16 protein-coding genes and 8 pseudogenes are annotated in these 20,960 nt (G+C 45.9%); 5 read left to right on the forward strand and 19 right to left on the reverse strand.

Annotated elements, in window-relative coordinates; all coding sequences use genetic code 11:
- Positions 1-44: 44 nt before the first annotated feature.
- Positions 45-1,069, reverse strand: a pseudogene (locus AC0L66_RS05895) (HD domain-containing phosphohydrolase).
- A 248-nt stretch (positions 1,070-1,317) separates the two neighbouring features.
- Here AC0L66_RS05895 and AC0L66_RS05900 point away from each other — a divergent pair.
- Positions 1,318-1,521 (forward strand): hypothetical protein, encoded by a 204-nt coding sequence (locus tag AC0L66_RS05900; RefSeq protein ID WP_473569297.1) that lies wholly within the window; start codon positions 1,318-1,320, stop codon positions 1,519-1,521.
- Between the two features lie 259 nt (positions 1,522-1,780).
- Here the strand turns inward: AC0L66_RS05900 and AC0L66_RS05905 are convergent.
- From AC0L66_RS05905 to AC0L66_RS05985, 17 genes and pseudogenes are all read right to left on the reverse strand, one after another.
- Positions 1,781-3,009: pseudogene (locus AC0L66_RS05905) on the reverse strand (beta-ketoacyl-ACP synthase).
- Positions 3,006-3,732 (reverse strand): annotated as a pseudogene (locus tag AC0L66_RS05910) (3-ketoacyl-ACP reductase FabG2). The pseudogenes AC0L66_RS05905 and AC0L66_RS05910 overlap by 4 nt, the downstream one beginning before the upstream one ends.
- A pseudogene (locus AC0L66_RS05915) lies at positions 3,729-4,194 on the reverse strand (hotdog family protein). The pseudogenes AC0L66_RS05910 and AC0L66_RS05915 overlap by 4 nt, the downstream one beginning before the upstream one ends.
- Complete coding sequence (locus AC0L66_RS05920; RefSeq protein ID WP_473568729.1) at positions 4,187-5,392, reverse strand: beta-ketoacyl-[acyl-carrier-protein] synthase family protein; 1,206 nt, start codon at positions 5,390-5,392, stop codon at positions 4,187-4,189. The pseudogene AC0L66_RS05915 and the gene AC0L66_RS05920 overlap by 8 nt, the downstream one beginning before the upstream one ends.
- A 9-nt stretch (positions 5,393-5,401) precedes the next feature.
- A pseudogene (locus tag AC0L66_RS05925) lies at positions 5,402-6,051 on the reverse strand (DUF3261 domain-containing protein).
- Positions 6,052-6,065: 14 nt separating this feature from the next.
- Positions 6,066-8,486 carry an MMPL family transporter gene (locus tag AC0L66_RS05930; protein WP_473568731.1) on the reverse strand — a complete coding sequence of 807 codons (2,421 nt, stop codon included), beginning with the start codon at positions 8,484-8,486 and terminating at the stop codon, positions 6,066-6,068.
- On the reverse strand, positions 8,458-9,102 hold the full coding sequence (locus AC0L66_RS05935) for an outer membrane lipoprotein carrier protein LolA (RefSeq protein ID WP_473568733.1): 645 nt from the start codon (positions 9,100-9,102) through the stop codon (positions 8,458-8,460). Before AC0L66_RS05935 ends, AC0L66_RS05930 begins: the two co-directional genes overlap by 29 nt.
- Positions 9,092-9,544, reverse strand: coding sequence for an acyl-CoA thioesterase (locus tag AC0L66_RS05940; protein ID WP_265673301.1), 453 nt, complete (start codon positions 9,542-9,544; stop codon positions 9,092-9,094). Before AC0L66_RS05940 ends, AC0L66_RS05935 begins: the two co-directional genes overlap by 11 nt.
- Before the next feature lie 52 nt (positions 9,545-9,596).
- Positions 9,597-11,136: pseudogene (locus AC0L66_RS05945) on the reverse strand (HAL/PAL/TAL family ammonia-lyase).
- Positions 11,120-12,893, reverse strand: a pseudogene (locus AC0L66_RS05950) (glycosyltransferase family 2 protein). Before AC0L66_RS05950 ends, AC0L66_RS05945 begins: the two co-directional pseudogenes overlap by 17 nt.
- A 28-nt stretch (positions 12,894-12,921) precedes the next feature.
- Positions 12,922-13,290: an ApeI family dehydratase gene (locus AC0L66_RS05955; RefSeq protein ID WP_265673303.1), complete on the reverse strand. Its 369-nt coding sequence runs from the start codon at positions 13,288-13,290 to the stop codon at positions 12,922-12,924.
- Between the two features lie 55 nt (positions 13,291-13,345).
- A pseudogene (locus AC0L66_RS05960) lies at positions 13,346-14,744 on the reverse strand (AMP-binding protein).
- A 6-nt stretch (positions 14,745-14,750) separates the two neighbouring features.
- Entirely contained in the window at positions 14,751-15,308 is a 558-nt protein-coding gene (locus tag AC0L66_RS05965) for a COG4648 family protein (RefSeq protein ID WP_473568735.1), read from the reverse strand.
- Entirely contained in the window at positions 15,308-15,565 is a 258-nt protein-coding gene (locus AC0L66_RS05970; RefSeq protein WP_265673306.1) for an acyl carrier protein, read from the reverse strand. Before AC0L66_RS05970 ends, AC0L66_RS05965 begins: the two co-directional genes overlap by 1 nt.
- A gap of 16 nt (positions 15,566-15,581) precedes the next feature.
- Positions 15,582-15,842: a phosphopantetheine-binding protein gene (locus AC0L66_RS05975; RefSeq protein WP_265673307.1), complete on the reverse strand. Its 261-nt coding sequence runs from the start codon at positions 15,840-15,842 to the stop codon at positions 15,582-15,584.
- A 6-nt stretch (positions 15,843-15,848) separates the two neighbouring features.
- Positions 15,849-16,640, reverse strand: coding sequence for a lysophospholipid acyltransferase family protein (locus AC0L66_RS05980; RefSeq protein ID WP_473568738.1), 792 nt, complete (start codon positions 16,638-16,640; stop codon positions 15,849-15,851).
- A gap of 33 nt (positions 16,641-16,673) precedes the next feature.
- Positions 16,674-17,369, reverse strand: coding sequence for a beta-ketoacyl synthase chain length factor (locus AC0L66_RS05985; protein ID WP_473568740.1), 696 nt, complete (start codon positions 17,367-17,369; stop codon positions 16,674-16,676).
- Between the two features lie 70 nt (positions 17,370-17,439).
- Here AC0L66_RS05985 and AC0L66_RS05990 point away from each other — a divergent pair, with 70 nt between their 5' ends.
- The 4 genes from AC0L66_RS05990 (at position 17,440) to AC0L66_RS06005 (ending at position 20,017) form a co-directional block, all read left to right on the forward strand.
- Positions 17,440-17,832: a hypothetical protein gene (locus AC0L66_RS05990; RefSeq protein ID WP_265673310.1), complete on the forward strand. Its 393-nt coding sequence runs from the start codon at positions 17,440-17,442 to the stop codon at positions 17,830-17,832.
- 27 nt (positions 17,833-17,859) lie between these two features.
- Positions 17,860-18,930 (forward strand): methyltransferase, encoded by a 1,071-nt coding sequence (locus AC0L66_RS05995; protein WP_473568741.1) that lies wholly within the window; start codon positions 17,860-17,862, stop codon positions 18,928-18,930.
- Positions 18,931-19,124: 194 nt separating this feature from the next.
- The gene (locus AC0L66_RS06000; RefSeq protein ID WP_265673312.1) at positions 19,125-19,463 is read left to right on the forward strand and encodes a hypothetical protein; all 339 of its coding nucleotides are present in this window, start codon (positions 19,125-19,127) and stop codon (positions 19,461-19,463) included.
- A 242-nt stretch (positions 19,464-19,705) separates the two neighbouring features.
- Positions 19,706-20,017, forward strand: a complete 312-nt coding sequence (locus AC0L66_RS06005) for a hypothetical protein (protein WP_265673313.1) — start codon at positions 19,706-19,708, stop codon at positions 20,015-20,017.
- An 85-nt stretch (positions 20,018-20,102) separates the two neighbouring features.
- On the opposite strand, the gene AC0L66_RS06010 is transcribed toward AC0L66_RS06005, so the two are convergent.
- On the reverse strand, positions 20,103-20,951 hold the full coding sequence (locus AC0L66_RS06010) for an HAD-IIB family hydrolase (protein ID WP_473569191.1): 849 nt from the start codon (positions 20,949-20,951) through the stop codon (positions 20,103-20,105).
- Between the last annotated feature and the right edge of the window lie 9 nt (positions 20,952-20,960).

Consider the following 20,960-nt stretch of genomic DNA (forward strand, 5'->3'; position numbering starts at 1 on the left):
TTCCTTGATTACATCTTATTTTTGGTCGTATTTGAAAGTGTGAGTCAATCACTAAATTTTTGTTGAATGACGACAATATCTGATTTGAGCGAGATAAATTTGTCGACTAATTGGGGGTCAAAATGATGCCCAGATTGTTCCGTTAAGAATTGAAAGGCGTCGTCTATTGCCCATGCTGGTTTATAAGGTCTGACGCTGGTTAGCGCGTCAAATACATCGGCAATCATGACAATGCGCGCCGACAAAGGGATCTGGTTACGCAGCTACGCCTTTAGGGTAGCCACTGCCGTCCCACTTTTCATGATGATATTGGGCGATCTCTTTAGCGAGCGTGAGCAGTGGTGAAGTGTGCGAGCCTAAGATTTCGACGCCATAATCGACATGTTTTTTCATTTCTTTCCATTCATCGTCGTTAAGCTTTTCGGGTTTGAGCAGTATTCGGTCTGCAATACCTATCTTCCCCACATCGTGCATGGGGGCAGCTTCAAAGAGTAAATCACGCCAGTGCGGAGAAACATGGATAGCTTCGGCTAACAAACGGCTGTAATGACTCATCCTGATGACGTGCATACCCGTTTCATTATCTTTAAATTCCGCGGCTCTTGCTAAGCAGTTAATGATCTCCGACTGGTTTTCACGAAGTGCTTGAGTACGCTGTTGAACTTCTTGCTCAAGCATTTGGCGCTGGTTATGTAAAAACAAATGTGTCGCAACTCTGGCTCGTACAATTGCTGGGCTAATTGGTTTAATAATGTAGTCGACAGCCCCTAGCTCAAAGCCTTTCGTTTCATCGCCAATTTGGCTTTTCGCCGTGACAAAAATAACCGAGTATATCTTGAGTGATGGGATTACTTTTAAGGTGTTGGCATACTTCGTAACCGTCCATCTCAGGCATCATGACATCCAGTAAAATGAGGTCTGGCTTAGGTGTTCGGCTGGCAATCTTTAGAGCGATCGCGCCACTGGTTGCCACTTTAATTTTATAGTGTTCAGACAAGACGCCATTGAGAACATCAAGGTTGCCTGGTGTGTCATCGACTAATAGAACGGTAAACGCTTTCTCACCCACCTATGTCTCCTATGTCAGTACGCTTAAAAAATGTATTAAATAAGTATTGCCTAACTTGCTGATAAATCAATAATTAAATGATTGTAAAAGTGTGATGTGTCATACCAACGTTTGCTGAGGAAAATTCATCTTCATTTAAAGTGAATTAGACTTGCTGTATCCAGTGATAGGTCGTGTCAGGTGATCTTTAAGGGGGGCGAATGATATTAGTTAACGCTGAACTTCTTGCTTAGCGAGGTATCCACTTGATGGTCGAACCTTGTATAATTTTGAACGAGTCAATTGTTGAAGATGAGAGCGCAAAGAAAATGAGAAAGCACTACACCGTTGAAGGGAAGAATAATGGCTATCCAAAACTCGCGCTTTGCGATCGTTGCGTACAAGACTACGTTGTGATCAGTGAAGGCGAACGTACGTACGATGAGTGTGCAAAATGTGGGGAGGATGACTAGTGCTCGTTCGCATTCAATCACTACTTTAGCGATAACGAATGAAGTGGATGTCTTTGAGAGCGCGATATCTAGTCCGTGCTCGAAGTGGCGCTAGAATGCCACGGCGCTTCAGTTAGTCTGAAGTGGGGTATACTTGGCTTTCAGGTTTAAACGGTCCGTGATACAAACTGTCCGTGATACAAACTGGCGGTCAGTCGCCAGTTTGTATATAACAACGGAACGTTAGTCCTCTTAAAAACGCTAAAGCTTCTTAATAACGCTAAAGCTTCTTAAAGATAATCGATGTATTAATGCCACCAAATGCGAAGTTATTACTCATCAGGTATTTGGCATCGAGTTCACGTCCTGAGCCGGAAATGTAGTCGAGCTTGCCACACTGTTCATCTAGCGTATTGAGGTTTAGTGTTGGGTTGAACCAACCTAGGTGTGCATCATCTCTAAGCTTAACCATGCTTCAATCGCGCCACAGGCACCTAACGTGTGGCCAAAATAGCTTTTCAAAGAGCTAATCGGTACTTCGCCAAAGACATTAGCCGTTGCGTTACTTTCGGCAATATCACCGCGTTCGGTGGCGGTTCCGTGGGCAGACACGTAATCAATTTTTTCTGGGGATAGGTTGGCATTTTGTAGCGCCATTTCCATACATATTTGCATGGTTTCCATTTGTGGTTGCGTCACATGGGCAGCATCACAGTTACTGGCAAAACCGATAATTTCCGCATAAATGGTCGCGCCACGAGCGATGGCGTGTTCATACTCTTCTAATACTAACGTGCTTAAGCCCCTTCGCCAATAACCAGACCATCGCGGCTGGAATCATAAGGGCTAGGTGTGGATTTAGGCGCGTCATTTTTTAGGCTTGTGGCAAATAAGGTGTCAAATACGGCGGATTCAGTTGGACAAAGCTCTTCACCACCATAAACAACCATCACCGTTTGATAACCGTGTTTCACCGCTTCATAGGCATAGCCTATCGCTTGGCTGCCAGAAGTGCAGGCACTGCTGGTTGGAATGACGCGCCCTTTAAGTCCGAAAAATAGTCCTACATTAACGGCCGTGGTGTGCGGCATCATCTGTACATAAGTGGTGGCGGTAATTGCACGGGTACTTTTTTCGTTGAGCATGACACCAAATGCGCCGATGGCATCGGTACTGCCCGTTGAGGAACCATAGGCGATACTCGGTTTGTCCATTGGTGAGCACATCCTGACCAAGAAGGCCTGATTGAATCAGGGCATTTTCGGTGGCAACGGTAGCTAACTTGGAAACTCGTCCCATCCCTCGAACTTGCTTACGTTTGTAGTGTTTAGGTAATTCGAAGTGATCAATCGGTGCGGCTAACTTGGTATTTAGCCCATCGTATTGTTCATAAGAGGGCATATACTGTGTCGCATTTTCACAGGCGCGAAGCTTTGGTTCAACCGACGCCCAGTCGTTACCAAAAGCGGTAACACCCGACATACCAGTGACAACAACACGACGGTTCATACTAGACCTCCGTTAACGGAAATAACTTGTCGGGTGACATAAGATGCGATGTCTGACATCAGGTAACTAACCAATCCAGCCACTTCTTCTGGCTCACCCATGCGACGAAGAGGGATTTGCGGCATAGCGTGTTCTTTGACATGTTCATCAACCATACCAGTATCAATAAGGCCAGGTGCGACACAGTTGACGGTGATTTTACGCTTAGCGAGCTCAAGCGCGAGTGACTTTGTTGCGCCAATGACAGCAAGCTTTTGCTGCGCTGTAATTGGTTTGTCCACGATTACCCATGATGCCAGAGACGGAAGCAAGCGTGACAATGCGCCCTCCTTTGCGTTTTTGAACCATTGGCATGACGCAAGGGTGAAGGACATTGTAGAAGCTGTCTAAATTGGTATGAATCACGCCATCCCATTCTTCTTCTGTCATCGCAGGGAATGCGGTATCTTTTGTTACACCCGCATTATTGACGACACCGTAGTAGGCACCATGCTGCTCAATATCGGCTTCTAAGCGCTCGCGACATTGTTGACGATTACTGATGTCAAATTGAATTAATCGTCCGCTACCACCATTTGCTTCGATGGTTTCAAGTGTGTGCAAAGCACCTTGCTTATCACCCATGTAATGCACAGCAATGGTAAAGCCATCGCTAGCGAGTTGGATAGCAATCGCTTTGCCGATGCCTTTACTGGCACCAGTGACTAAAACTTGTCGGCTCATTGAGAGTTCCTATTTTTCATTTCTTCTAATTTTTGTTCTGACGGTACATACACATTGAGTTGGCAGGAGGCGATGGTAGCTCCGTTCAATTCTAATCGGGCCGAGAAGACTGCCATGCCGCTGTCTTCTATTATTTTTTCAGCATGAATATCCAGCGTCTGACCTTGCTTAAATGTGTCGCATTCTACCTGATATCGTCGACTTCCTAATAGAAATCCGACGGGTGGCGCTTCACCTTTTTGTTTGGCGTGAAATCCAGACCATGCGGCAACAGATTGCGCCATGAATTCGATACCGACATAGGCTAAGCATTGATTGTGCTTCTGCGTTGAAGAACAGATGGTGATCGCCAATATCGACTTGGCAGTGAACGGTTTCACTTTGAATATTGATAACCCGATCGACCAGTATCATGGGGTCGTCGTGGGGGAGTAGCTGATCAATGGTAGGAAAGCTAGTCATTCCATACTCCAAAAATTAAGCTGATATTATTGCCGCCAAACGCGAAAGAGTTACTCAATATTGCTCCACCATTAAGTGTAAGGTCGGTTTCGACCAAATTGATCTCTATATCATTCGCTTTGTTTTGGCAGTGTTGTTTAGGTAACAGCAAATCATAGTTAAGTATATACCAAGCGATAGCTGCTTCAGTGGCACTGGCGGCCCCTAGGGTATGTCCGGTCAACGGTTTCGTTGAACTAACAGGCACCGATTGCCCAAATACGCGAGCGATGGCTTTGCTTTCCATGCGATCATTTAACGGCGTGGCGGTGCCATGCGCATTGATATAACCGATGTCTTCGGCCGTTAAGTGTGCATCGGTGAGTGCTTTTTGCATGGCTTGCTCTGCACCGTTCCCGTCTGGATGAGGGGCAGAAATATGGTGTGCATCTGAACTGTCACCAACGCCAAGCAGAGCAATGTGTCTTTGGGAGGCAGGGCTAGGCGTTTTAGATAGCAGCATAAACGCCGCGGATTCGCCGATATTGATGCCATTGCGATCTTCATCAAAAGGGCGGCATAACTGTTCGGAGAGTGCTTCTAAGCTATTGAAGCCATTTAGGGTTAAGGCACAAAGTGTATCCACACCGCCGACGATGACGGCGTCAACCAGGCCTGATTTTAGTAAGCGTTTGGCACTAAGAAATACACGACCACTTGACGAACACGCAGTAGAAATGGCGTAGCAAGGGCCGCTGATATCAAAATAGTCAGCGATAAAGTCGCTGCAGTTGCCTAACTCTTGTTTGCTGTAGTGGAAGTGAGAGGGGAACTCGCCATTCGCTAGTTTAGCCGTGTATGCGGTTTCACCATCCGAAATGCCCGAGGTGCTGGTACCGACGATAACGGCCACTCGCTCTGAACCGTATTGTGCGATAGCTTCACGTACATTGACTTCAATTTGCTGCAGGGCTGAAAGCGCGAGACGGTTGTTTCTTGAATCATAGTGAAGCAAATGTGGGGGCAGACTAGGGAGCGTGTCGGTGACTTTACCCACTATCGTCGCTCCGCCAGCATTGAGCAGTCCTTCAGCGTGTTCCATGCTTGGGCAATCACGCAATGACAAACGTTGTTGAATGCTTGCTGGCGTATTGCCTAACGCGGAATGAAAGCCGCACGCATGGATAAATATTGGTGTTGGAGAATTGGTTTGCTTCATGCCTGAGTATTATTCGTCGTTGAGTTTAAAGTTGAGCGTTTGGATCACGATTGAGTACCCTAATTGCTGGTGTTCAAAATGAATCTTACCCTGCAATGGTTCTCTATTATCGTAACGAATGATGATAACGGGAGTGCCTAGGTTTCATCGATGATTTGACGTTGACCTGCCGTGTCTATGATACGCCACTTTATCGTATTTAGTGGGGCTTCCCAAGCACTTTGCGGCCAGAGTGTTATCATCAAATTAAATAAAATCTGCTGTGGCTCGGGTAGGGTATTTTCTAGTCCGTTCAATACGTTGGCGTTAATATCATCATTTTGGTAAGTCAGTGACATGATACGTGTGCCCCAAGAGGAGAAACCTGCCAAAATCACCTTGTCCTTATCCACCTGCAGTTGGACGGGAAGCTGTGAGGATTCGAGGCCTTTTTCACCCTGCCAAGTGGCGCTTATTAACTGACTGGCGGTGAGTTGATAGCCTAGCTCAGCAGGGGCGGGTAAAGCGACAGTGGTTCCAGGTTTTAACTGTACTTGTGTCGAGGCGGCTTGTGGCGTTAGTGCGCAGCCGATAACGCTGTTTAAGACAAACAACACTGCCAAATACTTAACCGCTTGTCTAACGAATAGACTCTTGTGACCAGCACGAGTGGCCATCATTGATTTTATTGACATTATTGCGACTCCCTATGTTCACTTTGGACAAGATCAATCGCTAACGGAGAGAGCAACCAAGCAATGAAAATACCAGTAAGAACGGTGATCCCAAAGCTGTGAATGGCATGCGTATCACTGAGCGATAGTAACCCAAAGGACAGCAGTGTGGTTATCGCAGATAACGTAATGGCAAGCAAGGTGCTGTGGCAGCGCTGCTGTTCGGCAAAAAATAGCGTGTAGTCAATACCGATACCGATGATTAATACTAACGCGAGTAAATTAAATAAGTTCAACTCGCTACCTGTCGCCGCTGTGACGGCGAGCCCGGCAAGGCAAGCGATAAGTGATGGCAGTAAGATACGAATGGCTCGTTTAATGTCATATCTCCAAACTAATATCACGGCAATGGCGAAGATGGCCAAAGCAAGAAGTTCCATGATTTTGATGCGGTATTGACCAAATAGCTCTGACACTTCTTCAGCTTTATTAAGATAAGTAATCTGTGGTTGTTGCGTTGACAGTGCTTTCACGACGGCGGCGTCGCTGACATCTTTGAGAAGAATGACGGAGGCCACTTGTCCTTCAATTTCGCCAAGGTAGAGAAAACGCAATGGCTCAGAGACGGGATGCTGAAGGTAGTCTGGCAGGGTGACCAGAGTAGGCTGCTCCGCGATTTTGGGGTAACGAGTAAGGTGCAAAGCCTTAGCTAAAGCCTTACCTTGGTCAAGATACAATGACTGGATGAGTGTGAAGTCTTCCACCTGTCTTTGTTGAGATGGCAGGTAGCGGTGAAGGCTTTGATAGCCACTGATTATTTGCGTATCTTGCCAGTCGTTGAGTTGTGATTCGAGTGACTCGAGCGATTGCAACAGCGCTTCATTATCATCGGCGGTGACCACCAACATCTGCTGGGAAGATTGCATGCCCGTTAAGGTTGCAATGAGGGTTTCTTGTTGCTTTAGTGCAGCAGGCATAGCTTGCAATTGATGAATGTCGTCGTTGTAACGTACGTGCGTCATGGCAAATAAACTGAGGAATAAAATGGCGCTTGGTAAGCCCCAAGATACGAAACGGTTTTGCCATGTGGTCAGCCATAGCTGACTCAGTTGTTGACCGGGCAATTGACGTGGTTTACTTGGCGAACGCGCTAAAATAGGGTACCAAGCGACGACAGTGGCATACGCAGAAATCAGTCCTATAGCAGAAAACAGGGCTAATTGCTGCAAGCCTGGGAAAGGGGCGATAAATAGCCCTAAGTAACCAATCAAACTGGTCATTAACCCCAACGTAATCGCAATAAAAATGTGTTTTAGCCCTTTCAGACTATCCCATTTATTGCCTGCGGCAAGCCGATCGGTGAGGAAGTGAAAGGCGTAGTCAATCGAGACTCCGATAAGGCTAGCACCAAATACCAAACTAAATAAATGGACACGACCAAATACAAACGTCGTGACTGCCATGGCAACCAGTAGGCCAATTGAGACAGAAAGTAAGGCAAGGGCAAGCGGCGTCAGGCTGCGAAAAACCATGGCGATCAGCAGCACCACGCCCAGTAATGAGAACACGCCGATAGTACTGATTTCAGATTTGGCACTTCGTGTGCCAAAGTCGGCGTAAAACAACACCCCAGTATGAGCCACGTCCACCTGATAGTGTTGGGTCAGATTTTGCTGCCATTGCTCGATAAGCGGAACCGCTTGCTGAGCTTGCATGCTATAGGGTGAATCGTTGAGTTCAGCGGTAATCAGCAAATAGGTCTTGTCTTGATACTGGGTGGTTAAGTAGCCGTTCGTTAACCCAAATGACGATGAAGAATGACTAATTTGGCTTAGATAGTCACGAAACAGTAAAAAGGGGTCGTTTGCCAACTCTTGACCTGTCACACCAGCAAAGGGGTTGTAAACCGATTGGATAACGCGTTGAGTTTGCGCACTTGGATTATCCTCAAGTCGCGCTCGCTGTGCTGATGTTAATTGCTGCCAACGATGCTGGAAGTAATACTGAGCCCATTGCTGTTGCTGTTTAGCGTCAATTTCAGCGGTGATATTGGCGAAGTAGCCGCTATTTTTAAGTTGATTAGTAAAGGTCTGAGCAGCCTGATAAAGCGCGCTATTATCGCTGTCTTTAGTCGTTTTAAGCGCTTTATCCCTATCTCCTGCAGGAGAATCAGCAGAGAGCACAAACACCACCTTGTCACTCAAACTTGTGGTGACTTTATCAAAAGCACTTTCTGCAATAGGGTTTTGCTCGTTGACGGGCAGTAATTTAAGGATATCGGTTTCAATGGGGGAAACCGAACTAAAGCCCCATTGCTTAACAAGCAAAAGAGTGGCAAATACCACCACACCTAACCATAAAACGGCCAGTTGATGTGAACGAGTTTTGTTAAAGCGGTGACTAGCCGCTTGGCTAGAATTGGAACTGGGCTTGTTCGGCATCCGTTAGGCTCTTTGGTTGATAACGTTGATGACTAAACGTAATGTCAGTTTTGTCACCACGAATTTCTTGCAGAGTTAAGCGTTCAAGATCGTCTTTTCCGCTAATGGTGATGTTGTCAAAAACTGCATTGAGTGGCGCAGCAAGAGGAGTTAGGACCAAGGACCATTGGCCCTGGGACGCCGTAAACTGCATATCAAACTGCTGCTCTAATTGTTGGGTATCACCATGAAATACGGCAAGGAATATATGGCTAAAATAGAATGCCATTGGGTTATCTTCGGCGGTGATCACCTGCGCAGGCTGATCGGCAAAGGTTTGACGTAGCTTGTCTTTTGTTAACACCAATTGGACAGAAAATGGCACTTGCTGATGCCATAAGAGCCCATTAGTTTTGTCTAGTGTGAACTGTCCCGATGAACTAAGAGGCTGATCAAACATGGCGATATGACGCTGTTGCTCAAAGTCGCCTCGTACTAGCTCATGCTTTGCCAATTGCTGTTGTAAGTCTGTAATGTTACTGACTTGCGCCCATGACAAGGGAGAAAACAGTAGCAGTAGCACGATGAGATCATGACGCCATGTTGCACGAGTCACTAGAGTTGGATTATTTGCCATGATTAACGTGTCCATGTAGATGCCAATGCTCGACTTTTTCGATAAACACGCGAGGGGAAGCAAAACACATCTCCTCGGTTTCAATTGAGACCGCGACTTGAGTGGTGTGGGCTTTGCACATTCGAGTAGCGTTGTCTGCATCGTAGATAACATAGTCGACACGCAGACGATTTTCCCACTCGGTGAGGTGGGCCGTGACGCGAATGTCATGATTAAATGGAATGGCTTTGACGTATTTCACGCGGGTATCTATGATCGGCCAAGCAAATCCCGAGGCTTGCATGGCGCGATAATCATAACCAATTTTGCTCATCAACACGCGACGCGCCTCTTCAAAAAATCGAAAGAAGTTGCCGTGATAGATGACGCCCATTGGATCGGCGTCCTGAAAAGAGGTCACAATTGAGACCTCTGCCGTGAGCGGATGTGTGATGTCAGTCATAGCGTTTCCTAACGGTTAATACCTATTACACTTAATGCCTAATGTTTAGCGCTTAATACAGCGACCAATGACGTTGCTGAATACGGTTCATGAAATGGCGCAAATCCGCTTCCAATGGGCGATCTTCAATGACCATTTCAAACTCACTTAATATCGAATCGCGAATGGCTTTCAGGTTGTCACTCATGTGATGTTCATCGAGCTCATTATGGCGTTTTCGAAGTTCAATCGCTTGTGTTCCTGCAAGTAACGAAGCCGCCGCGACTTGTTCTGTCAGTTCTAATACACGCAAGCAGTCACGCGCGGCAATCGTGCCCATGCTGACTTTATCTTGGTTATGGCATTCGGTAGAGCGCGAAAATACGCTAGCAGGCATGGTGTGTTTCAATGCTTCGGCTGTCCATGCCGATATACCAATTTGCACTGCTTTAAAACCGTGATTGATTGGCTTACGATCGCCTTCAGCGCCTGTTAGGTTATAAGGCAGGCCATTATTGAACTTGTAGTCCATCAATTGCGCCATTTGACGATCCAGTAAATCCGCCAGATTGGCGACAGCCGGTTTTTAGGGTGTCCATTGCCATCGCAATATGACCGCCGTAGAAGTGACCACCGTGCAGAACACGCTCGTTATCACCATCAATAATTGGGTTATCATTGGCGCTGTTGAGTTCATTCTCTATCAGTTGACGTAGCCATGGTAGCGAGTCTTGAACCACACCAATAACATGTGGTGCGCAGCGAAGTGAGTATCGGTCTTGTAAGCGGTCACTATTGCGAGGTGGCCGTTCGGCTTGTAGATCATCACGTAGCCATGCTGCTATTTGTTGCTGACCCGGATGAGGCTTCACGGCAAACAACGCTTCGTCAAAATGGAAATCGTTGCCATGAATGCCAACGGAAACCATCGCTGTGATCTTTGTGCACAACTGAGCCAGATATTCCGCTCGTTTAAAGGCCAAACACGCAAGCGCAGTCATGACCGAGGTGCCGTTCATTAACGCTAGCCCTTCTTTGGGCTTGAGCGTAATGGGTTTGATGTTTAGTGCTTTGAAGACGTCTTCTGTTGCGCGAATTTCACCTTTGTATAGCACTTCACGCTCACCGATAAGAGCCGCAGCTAAGTAGGAAAGCGGCGTAAGGTCGCCACTGGCGCCTACGGAACCTTCTTGCGGAATTCTTGGGGCAATATCATGATTGATGAGTGTGGTGATTTGATTGAGTAGGTCGTGTGAGACGCCCGACATGCCTTGAGATAGCGAACACAAACGTGTTGCTAAAACGGCGCGCGATTGTTCGTGGCTGAGGTTATCACCCAATCCACAACCATGGAATCGTGTTAGGTGCAGAGGTAACTCATCAACGAGGTGCGGTGGGATAGCGACGGTACACGAATCGCCATAACCTGTCGTCACGCCGTAAATAACGCCTTCTTCTTTCAATAAACGCTCTAGGAACGCGACGCTTCGATCGATTTTGGCGACGTAGTCCGGAGAACGATTCATGCTTGCCGATGCGCCCGCCGAAATGGCAACAACATCTTCAATGGAAAGGTGCTCGGCACCAAAAATAATATTAGTGTTCTTCGTCATGATCTTTACTTAACGTCCAAAAGTTGAAAAAGTTATACCACTGTAGCGGCGCTAGCATAGCGTAATGCTCTAAGCGTGCCGCGTAACGTTGTACTACGCTCTCCAATGCGGTTTGTCGTGTACTGCGTGGTAAGGCTATTTTGTCACTGAAGTGTTCAAAATAGACATTAAAATGGGGGGTGGCTTGGTTATCATCGCGAAGACCAAACATGAGATAAACAGGCGCTTTGAGTACCGATGCCAACATAAATGGCCCTTGAGGAAATGGCGCGGGTTTATCGAGGAAATCAGCCCAAACACAACGCTGTTCTTTGCTGGTGGAAGTGCGATCTCCAACAATCACGACCCACTCTCCTTGCTCGATTTTTTGCTGCAATAGGATGGCGGTATCGGGGCCCATATGGCTGACCTGAATAAGGTTGAGTTCGGAGTTCGGATTGACGGCTTTCATCACGGCATTGAAGCGTTCGGCGTGTTCAGTAAATACCAGCGCGTTGATTTTAATATGGCTATAGCGACGACTGAGGGCTCGACACAGTTCTATATTACCAAGGTGTGAGCCCAGTAACAGCACGCCTTGCTTATTATCAATAAGTGGTTGAAATTGCTCTTGGCCATGGATAGTCAGGTTGTCGAGCGAAAAGTCACCTTTCCATGCTGCGAGTTTGTCTAACATCGTATGCCCAAAAGACAGCAAGTGCTGTTGGCTAGTGAGGTTATTTGGCAAAGTAAGGCCGCGACTGTCGGCATAGCTTGTTAATTGCTGTAGATACTGTTCAGACGCGTGACGAGCACGGTGGTTTGTTAAATGATAGTAATCGGTCACAAGCGGTAAGATTAGATTAAACGCTCGCCGCCCTAAAAGCTTGTATATCCATAATAAGATATTGATACCCAATACGGTGCCGCGCTCTTTTTGTGTTGACCAGTGTGTGCTAGTCGTTGTTGGCATTGTCGGGTTGCCTTTACTGTGGGATGCGGTGACAATAAGTTCTGTTCGCCTAAAGTGACGGGCGATCAGTGTGGGTATTCGCGGAAGCATGCCGAAAAACAGTTTGGTGTGCATTTTGCTAATTTTGACGTTGTCCCAAAGCGCATCGAAGTGAGAAATGCCGCCTTCAGGGTACATAACACGGGTATCGACAAATTGAATGTCGCAGCCTTGCCAATACATACGAACCAAAATTTCAATATCGAAGTCCATTCGGCTGCCAACGCGAACCTTCTCGAGTACGTGGACCGTTTGATCAACAGGATAAGCTCTAAAGCCGCACATGCTATCTTTGATATCGAACGACAGCGTTTCTACCCATACCCAAAAGTGAGTGACATATCGACCGTATAGACGAGACTTTGGCACGCTGCTGTCGTAGACAGGTTTGCCTGAAATAAGCGCCGTCAGGTTGGGCTTGGGAGGCCTCGATCAGTGAAGGTAGTGATTCAAGATCGTGTTGACCGTCTGAGTCAATTTGAATGGCGTGAGTAAAACCGAGAGCTTTTGCCTGACGAAGGCCCGCCATCACCGCACCGCCTTTACCTTGATTAGTGTCAAGTGTAATAAGAGACACATGTTGTTGCGTGGCGACCTGTGCCAATGCCGCTTTTGTTCGCTGATTGCTGCCATCATCAACCAGTAAAACAGGGTAACTAAACGCCGTCAGTGACCTAATGACGTCTGCAATAGTATCGCCATGATTGAAGCAAGGGACAAGGAAGCAGGGGTTATAGTCGCGGTTTGCTGGTTTGCTATCACTCATGCGGTCTACGAGCTCTCTTTTTTGCGTGTTAGTCACAAGGTGTGCCTAGCTTCATTTTTCCAGAGGAGTGGACGGTGGTGTGTTCGTCCGATACTGAGCTGTATTTGAATACTAACTTTTGTGTGTCTTCATTCCAATTCAGTGACAGTGTGATAATCGCATCAGGTAATATAGGTTCTTGAAACTTGATCACTTCCATTCCTTTAAATGCGCTTGGCACTTGAAGTAGCTCGACAGCGTAGTAAAGCGCCCAGTCTATTTGAGTCACGCCCGGTAACAAAGGGAAATGAGAAAAGTGACCACAAAAGTCAAGAATATCGGCGTCGACTTTCAGGCTTAATATCGCGCTAGGCGATTGTACATCAGATTGTAAAACGGTCGGTTTTCTTTTTGTCATTGTCGTGTCGGCATCCGTCGCGTGAATGTAAAGGGTCTAGGCGCTCTGAAACAGGTTAATGCGTTTCGTTGAATAACGACGCTAGCTCTGAGACTTGTCGTTTCCCTTGGCTATTTAAAGGGATCTCTTGTATCACTCTAAAGCGACGTGGAATGGCAATAGGTTCTATCCATTGCCTTAGCTCAGAACGTAGCAGTAACCAAAATTTGCCTTTACCTAAGCGTTCAAGCTTGTCTTGCCCGGATTGTGACAAAACGATGGCGGCATTAAGGGACAATCGTTGTTCGTTCTGAGCAGAGAATACCGCACTTTCACAAATCCAGTCGAGCTGATCCAAGCGTTTTTCTATCTCGACTAAAGAAATTCGTTTTTCTTCGATCTTGATTATACGATCAGTGCGCCCCTTTAGTTCAAATCGTTCGGCGCTATGCAAGACACAGGCGTCAGCCGTTTGATACCAATTGTCAGGGTCGATATGTGGGGATTTTAATCGTAGACAACCTTCTTGATTTAGTTCGGCTTTGACGCCGGGAAAGAGTTGCCAGTGTTCACCTTCACTGTGCTGCTGTTTAAACGCAATTCCCCCTGTTTCGGTACTGCCGTAGACTTCCGTTGGCAGTTGCGAAAAGAGCGTACATGCATGTTGCGCCGTTGGATATGGCAAAGGTCCACCGGAAGAAAATAACGCACGATAGGGTGACATGGATGTTTGCGTTGAAAGCCGTTTAAGTAATGCTGGGCTACTAATTAAAACGCAGTCTTGGGACGCGTGGCTCATCACTTGTTCTGGATATTCAAGGTTTTGGCAGGCAAACGCTCGTCCGCTGCACAACGGCCAAAGCACTCGAAATAGTAACCCATAAATATGCTGATGGGAGACGGTACTTTCAATAACACTGTTTTTTAAATCCGCCCCCCAAACCGATTCTAAGATGGTGATTTCGGTATTCAGAAGTTGCAGGGTTTTGGTAATTGCTTTTGGTGAGCCACTGGATCCTGAGGTAAATAACACCACTTCGATATGACTGAGTTCAAGAACATCAAAGGTCTTGATGGTATCGTGTTGGCTACCCACGTGAATGGGTTGACACGGATGACCCGCGAGCGGCTCAACGCCATCGTCGTGTAGTAATAGATCAAATTGGCAAGCAAGTTCAGCAAGGGCTGTTAGGTTGGTAATTCCCTGGCAAAATCAGAGATTTTCCACTATGACAAATGGCGAGCAGCCCGACAGCAAAGCGATAGCTGTCTTGTGTGCATAGTGCAATGCGCTGAGCAGGAAACGTTGTAATCTGTTGCATTGTGGCGGTGACATCACTCAGCAGTTGTTGCCATGTCCAGTGATGCGTGCCATCAAATGCGACGACATGCTGTTGGCTACGCGCTGCATTAAGTAGGTGTGCAAGAGACTGACATCGATTTAAAGCGGTGTTCGCTTGAATATGGGACGACATAGTAGATTAATCCTCGCGAACAAACTGTCTAATGATCCACTCGCCTGCAAATAAACAATAAGCAGCAAGGTAACTCAGTAAGCCGTTGTAAAGCGTCCAAACCTCAAGTGTTTGAAAGCAGGTATAAAAGGCGATACCAGCATTGATAGTGAAAAAACCGCACCACACCTTGGTGACATTACGAGTATAGCGAATAGCGCTATCAGGCAGGGTGGGTTGCTGGAGACGAGCAAAACGTTCAATGATCGATTGTGGTTGAGTGAGGCTGAGTGCAAAAACGGTGAGCATACAAAGGTTGACGACAACAGGGTAGAAGGTCAGCCATCCGTGCTGTTTGAATACAGCGCCAAGCACACTTAAAGTGATGCCGGTGAGACCGCTTATCCACGCGAGCTGCTTGAACTCTTTAAGCTTGGTATTATTGCTAGAGACGATTCTTATCACAAAGACAGTGATAAGAATCATACTGATCGCTTGCAAACCAAATTGCTCTGCGCCGAAGTAGACGGCAAAAGGGTACGCAAAAATAACGATTGCGGACAGGATGGTCAGCAATGGGCGCATTAGTTGTCTTTTAATAGCTCAGTGACAGAGACCACCACGTCATTGACGGTGCGAACGGCTTTGAATTCTTCAGGCTTAATTTTTTTGCCTGTCACTTTTTGTAGGTGTACCACCAGATCAACCGCGTCAATACTGTCGAGATCGAGGTCTTGGTATAGGTGAGCGTCAGGCTGAATATCCGCTTCGTCAATCTCAAAGAGTTCAACGAGAGCCTGTTTTACTTGCTCAAATACTTGCTGTTGGTTTAATTCTGTCATGATGATATCTGTTAATTTAGTGGCTGGTCTGAGACGAAATATAGTTGGCTAGGTTTGCGACAGACGCAAAGTGCTCTCGGGTATTTGTATCATCGGCGTCAATGACGATATTGAAGGTTTTCTTAATCGCCAAGCCAAGCTCTAATGCATCAATAGAGTCTAGCCCTAAGCCTTCGCCAAAGAGTGGAGCGTCAGTTTCGATATCGTCGACTGTGATGTCTTCTAGATTCAAGGCATCAATAATTAGTTGTTTAATCTGATTTTGTAGTGCTTCCACAGGATCTTACTCATCGTTGTTCATTTTTGGGAAAATCGCTTCAGCCAAATAACGGTTCAGTTTTCTTGCGGCTAAAGTCGGGGAGTTCGTTTGCGCGATAAATGGCTCTACGTCAATCTTACCCTTTATTTCAATATGGAAAAAGGGTTTGATCTTTGGGACTTGGTACCACATTTTTTCTTTGGTTAAAAAACTGGGGCTTACTGAGATATGCACCACGCGTAAATCACGTCTTGTTCTAATGGCAATTTGCGCGGCGCCACGTTGTAATTTTGACTCAACACCAGGCGTGGTGCGTGTCCCTTCAGGAAATACCAGCAATACGTTTCCTTGGTCAAAACGCTGATCGCATATCGATATGACATCGTCAGGTGCTTCATTGGGAATATAGCCTGCCGCTCGGACAATATGCTTCATAAAAGGATTGCGCCAAATCGCGCTTTTGACTAGGCAATCACATTGCTCGAGTTGCGAGGCAATTAACACATAGTCAATAAGGCTTGGGTGGTTAGCGACAATTAAACAGTGACGATCTTGCTGGAGACGTTCTGCCCCTGTTATTTTGTAATCTATCGCGCCAGTATATTTCATCAAACGGCAAAAAAGGTGGAATGAACGTTGGATTAGCGCTTGAACACGGTACTCCCTCACCGTTGGCTCAGAGGTAAGTCGAGCAATGATTGGAATGAGAACAAAGCTAAGAATGAGCCCACCGAAGCCAAATACACTAAAGCAAAATCCTGTGGCGAAGATACGCCAAACTTGATTTATTTTTAGATAGAGTGGTGTCAGTGCCATGAGTATTACGGGTCCTTGTTGCTATTGAAGTTGTTATAGCGGCTTTTTTTGTGCCGTTGTAGTAGTTAACCAATGCTGCAAAAAACATAATGCTTGTGGCAAATCATTATGTGTATGGCTGGAATTTAACAGCGGAAATGCCAGTGAATCGCCATGAGTTAGCACCAGTCCTACGCTATAGCTACAAAATTGCTTGTCTTCGTACTGCTGGTAAATGTCGGGTACTGGTTCATCAAAATCAACCAATAGCACTCGGTGAGTTGGGTGTTCTTCTAGGTAGCTCCACGCCTCAATCATCGCACTGTGGAAGGTGTTGCTTGAAGCGGCGATGGAAGTCACGGGTATGGGTTGTTTCGTGGCGATGGTTGTCAACCCTGCCGCCGTGTTGTGCACTGATTGAGAAAATGCCATAGGAGAGGCGTCATCACCATTAATAATATCTTTTATGAGTTCAGAACTGCGCAGTAGCTCACCATGTCGGCTAGAAAAGACAATATAATCGATAGACGGGTGCTCCATCAATTCGATGGCACACTGAACCGCCAGCTTGCTTAGTGAGCTCATTCTACGGCGCATCATGGCAGGAATTCGATCGACTTCTAGCACCCCTTCCACAGGCCACTGGCCAGTGTGGGACCAAGACAACCAGTCTGCATGGGTATGTAGACCTTTAGACTTAGCGCACCAAGTTTCGATATTAAAAGAAATTATAGGCAGTGGATGAGACATAAGATATTGATTTATTTGCAGGCGACTGGATAATCATATCGTTTTATAAACCAAAATGTAAGGAAATAATATGAAGGCATTTAAGTTCGCAATGGCATTTGTCATGACATTGATATTAGTAGGTTGTGGGCGAGTTCAGCCAGTATTGAATTTCGAAAATGAGCCCGTCGCGTATGATTTAACGGCGGAGCAAGTCAAGTCAGTGATCACTAAAGCGGCTGAGAATCGTGGCTGGGTGGTGTCAGAAACCAAAGCAGGTGAGTTAAACGCGACCATTTTAGTTCGCAGCCATGAAGCTATAATAGACATTCCTTACACAAAAAAATATTATTCAATCACTTACGTTGATTCAAAAAATTTAAAAGCAGCAGATGGTGAAATTCATCGTAATTACAACCGCTGGATCAATAATTTGAATACTGATATAAGAAAGCAACTTGCCGCGACGGCAGCATCAAAATAATTAATTAGATAGTAATCGGGATTTTACGTGTCAGAACAAAATATTGATCCATACAATGCGTTTGAAGCAAAGACGGCCGCTCAAGAACTGTCTTTTGCTCCGATTGTGTTTCAAGCCGCTCGTACCTTAAGAGATTTAGGTGTTTTAGCTGAACTTGATAAAGCGGGTGAGAAAGGGCTTTGTGCCGAAGATATTGCTCAAGCGACGGGTGTGTCTGAGTACGGGGTAAAAGTGCTGCTCGATATGGCGATCAGTGCGCATATTGTGTTGTGGAATAAACCCAACTACTCATTGGCGAATATGGGGCACTTCTTACTCCATGATGGCATGACTCAAGCCAACATGGATTTTACCGCAGACGTTTGTTACGCCGCGATGATGCATTTAACTGAATCCATCAAAGAAGGTAAACCTGCAGGGTTGAAAGAGTTAGGAGAGTGGGAAACCATTTATCAAGGCTTATCTCAATTACCTGAAAAAGCGAAAGAAAGCTGGTTTAAGTTTGACCATTTTTATTCTGATCGTTCGTTTCCGATATTGCTAAAAGAAGTGTTCAGCCTTGAACCTAAACACATCGTAGATATTGGTGGCAATACGGGCAAGTGGGCGTTGCAGTGTTGTGGTTACAATGATGATGTTGAAGTGACCATTGTTGATTTGCCGCAGCAGCTTAATGTGGCGATGAAAAATGTTGCTGATAATGGCTTTTTTGATCGCGTTCATCCCTTCCCTGCTAACATGTTGGATAAATCTCAGGCATTACCTGCGCATGCTGATGTGTGGTGGATGAGTCAATTCTTAGATTGTTTTTCGCCGATGGAGATTCTGACCATTTTGAAAAACGTACGAGCTCAGCTTGCCCCTGGCTCGACGGTTTATATTTTAGAACTGTTTTGGGATGCACAAAAATACGATGCCGCCTCATTTAGTCTAAACGCTACGTCATTGTATTTTACTTGCCTCGCTAACGGTAATAGCCGTTTCTACCGTAGTGAAGATTTCTTAGAAATCGTTGAAGCTGCTGGACTTGAGGTAACAGAGCGTACCGATAACATAGGGCTGGGCCATACGCTATTGAAATTGAAAGCGTGTGATTAAGTGTTTTGTGGTTAAGTTTTTGTGATTAAGTGTTTTTGATTAAGTACTTACGAATCAGGATTGACATGTGGCGTGAAAGGTATGAATGATTTTTGATGCATAACTGATTGGAGTAACGACGTTGCTTGGCGATACACTTTTGTGATGGACGAGAGTCCTGTCGAATTATCGTTATTATGAGTAAGGTCGATTATATGTCTAAAGTTATTTTTCGCGCAGCGTTAGTGCTTACTATTATCGTGAGTACGGGGTGTGTTACCCGCAAAATCCCTGTGGAACCTGGAGCAGAGAAAGTTCACGCAATCTCTGCTCTTACCCAACAAGGGATGAGTTGTGAGAAGGTCGATACCTTCAAGTTTGAAGATGGACACCCGAATAATTTTTATCAGTACATTAAGAACACAACGTATATGTTGGGTGGCACACACTTTCAGATTGAAGACGTGATTAAAACCCGCAAAGGGCGACCTGTTGGTGCGCAGGTTACGGCGTATCACTGCCAATCAGTGGCTTCTAGCGCTAATCGCGGATAGTGTGAGTACAAAAATCGATATTGTGAATTCAATGTCGGCTTTTTTTATTTAAGCAATTAGGCAGCTAAGCAACTAAACCAGTATCTACTGCTAACATGACGGAAATCTTAATCCCCAACGTTGGTTGTAAATTAGGTTGCGCATACATTCTATCGACTTTATCGATAGGCGCTATTTGGTTTTGAATACGGTAACGATTATAGTCGCGTCGAATTATGATTGTTATTGTCAGAGCCTAATAAATGTTTAAAGTAGTTTGTACCACACTGTTACTCCTCATCACTTTGATGACCACAGGCTGTGTGACGAGAAAAATTCCAGTAGACCCTGAAGCGACCAAAGTTCGAATGATGTCTGATTTCACCGAGAAACACATGCAGTGTGAAAAGATAGACACATTCGTGCTTGAAGACGGGCACCCGAATAATTTCTATCCGTACATTAAGAACACCACGTACATGTTGAGTGGCACTCATTTTAATGTGGATAAAGTGATTAAAACTCGTAACGAGCTTCCAGCCGGGGCACAAGTTTCGGTTTATCATTGTAAGTAAATACCGTAAGAGTAAGCGCTCGCCTTTTATGTGAAAAGAGCCGACATTGTGTATGCAATGTCGGCTCTTTGGTGAACATGGTTAATTACTGCTTTGCTTGAACAATCAACGTTGCCAGTTCAGCAAATCCATATCCACCATTGTTCACAGTGATATAGCTTGGTTTTGCACGGAGTTGTGGTAGCCATCGAGTAATATTGTTGACGCCAAATGTCATGGGAAGCCATGCGAACATAGACTCGTCATTGAGGGAGTCACCAATGTAGGTGATGTGTTCGAGAGGTAAGGATTCTTGTGACAATTGTTGTAGGAGTAACTGCTCACTCGTCACTTGTTTACTGTGCTCGCCAATCCACACGTTAATATGAATCGAACTTTGTGTGGCTTTTACCTTATGACCTTCAATCGACAATTGACGAATACGCGCCAGTAACTCTTGGCATGTGTCGCGATCAACCGCATCGCGGTCTTGGCCAATATTGATGGCGACATCGCAGTAGCGAAACGCTTGGTCATTAGCAAAATCAATATCGGGGTAGTCACGCAGAAGTTCTTTTAATGCCTCTAGCAATTGCGCTTGCTGATGCTTCATTGTTGCAATGGGCAACGTTGACTCAATGTGAAACCCTTGACGGTTTTTCTGCATGGAAAAAGCGCCATTTTCGCCAATCACACTATGAACAGGCCATAATTTTGCGATTTGGTCACACCATCCTGCACACGCGCCTGTCACCGCAATAACATGAACACCCACCTCCTTGAGTTGCGTTAGTGCTTCAAGGGTTTGAGCGGGTAGAGTGCCTTGCCATGTTAATGTGTCATCAACATCAGTGAGCAACCATTGAATTCGTTTCAACGTTTCAGTCGGTGCCTCTGTTAATGGCTGCGGACTTTTAAGCGGTTGAGGCACAGCCGACGTGCTGGGAGGCAACATATTGTTCAG

This window comes from Vibrio sp. GJ43-1 (assembly GCF_055808835.1).

What these genes read in the sequence shown, in the direction of transcription:
- AC0L66_RS05985 (WP_473568740.1), bottom strand. Translation starts at nt 17,369, where the DNA reads ATGTCTCATCCACTGCCTATAATTTCTTTTAATATCGAAACTTGGTGC.
- AC0L66_RS05920 (WP_473568729.1), bottom strand. Translation starts at nt 5,392, where the DNA reads ATGAAGCAAACCAATTCTCCAACACCAATATTTATCCATGCGTGCGGC.
- AC0L66_RS05900 (WP_473569297.1), top strand. Translation starts at nt 1,318, where the DNA reads ATGGTCGAACCTTGTATAATTTTGAACGAGTCAATTGTTGAAGATGAG.
- AC0L66_RS06005 (WP_265673313.1), top strand. Translation starts at nt 19,706, where the DNA reads ATGTTTAAAGTAGTTTGTACCACACTGTTACTCCTCATCACTTTGATG.
- AC0L66_RS06000 (WP_265673312.1), top strand. Translation starts at nt 19,125, where the DNA reads ATGTCTAAAGTTATTTTTCGCGCAGCGTTAGTGCTTACTATTATCGTG.
- AC0L66_RS05940 (WP_265673301.1), bottom strand. Translation starts at nt 9,544, where the DNA reads ATGACTGACATCACACATCCGCTCACGGCAGAGGTCTCAATTGTGACC.
- AC0L66_RS05935 (WP_473568733.1), bottom strand. Translation starts at nt 9,102, where the DNA reads ATGGCAAATAATCCAACTCTAGTGACTCGTGCAACATGGCGTCATGAT.
- AC0L66_RS05965 (WP_473568735.1), bottom strand. Translation starts at nt 15,308, where the DNA reads ATGCGCCCATTGCTGACCATCCTGTCCGCAATCGTTATTTTTGCGTAC.
- AC0L66_RS06010 (WP_473569191.1), bottom strand. Translation starts at nt 20,951, where the DNA reads ATGTTGCCTCCCAGCACGTCGGCTGTGCCTCAACCGCTTAAAAGTCCG.
- AC0L66_RS05980 (WP_473568738.1), bottom strand. Translation starts at nt 16,640, where the DNA reads ATGGCACTGACACCACTCTATCTAAAAATAAATCAAGTTTGGCGTATC.
- AC0L66_RS05930 (WP_473568731.1), bottom strand. Translation starts at nt 8,486, where the DNA reads ATGCCGAACAAGCCCAGTTCCAATTCTAGCCAAGCGGCTAGTCACCGC.
- AC0L66_RS05970 (WP_265673306.1), bottom strand. Translation starts at nt 15,565, where the DNA reads ATGACAGAATTAAACCAACAGCAAGTATTTGAGCAAGTAAAACAGGCT.
- AC0L66_RS05990 (WP_265673310.1), top strand. Translation starts at nt 17,440, where the DNA reads ATGAAGGCATTTAAGTTCGCAATGGCATTTGTCATGACATTGATATTA.
- AC0L66_RS05955 (WP_265673303.1), bottom strand. Translation starts at nt 13,290, where the DNA reads ATGACAAAAAGAAAACCGACCGTTTTACAATCTGATGTACAATCGCCT.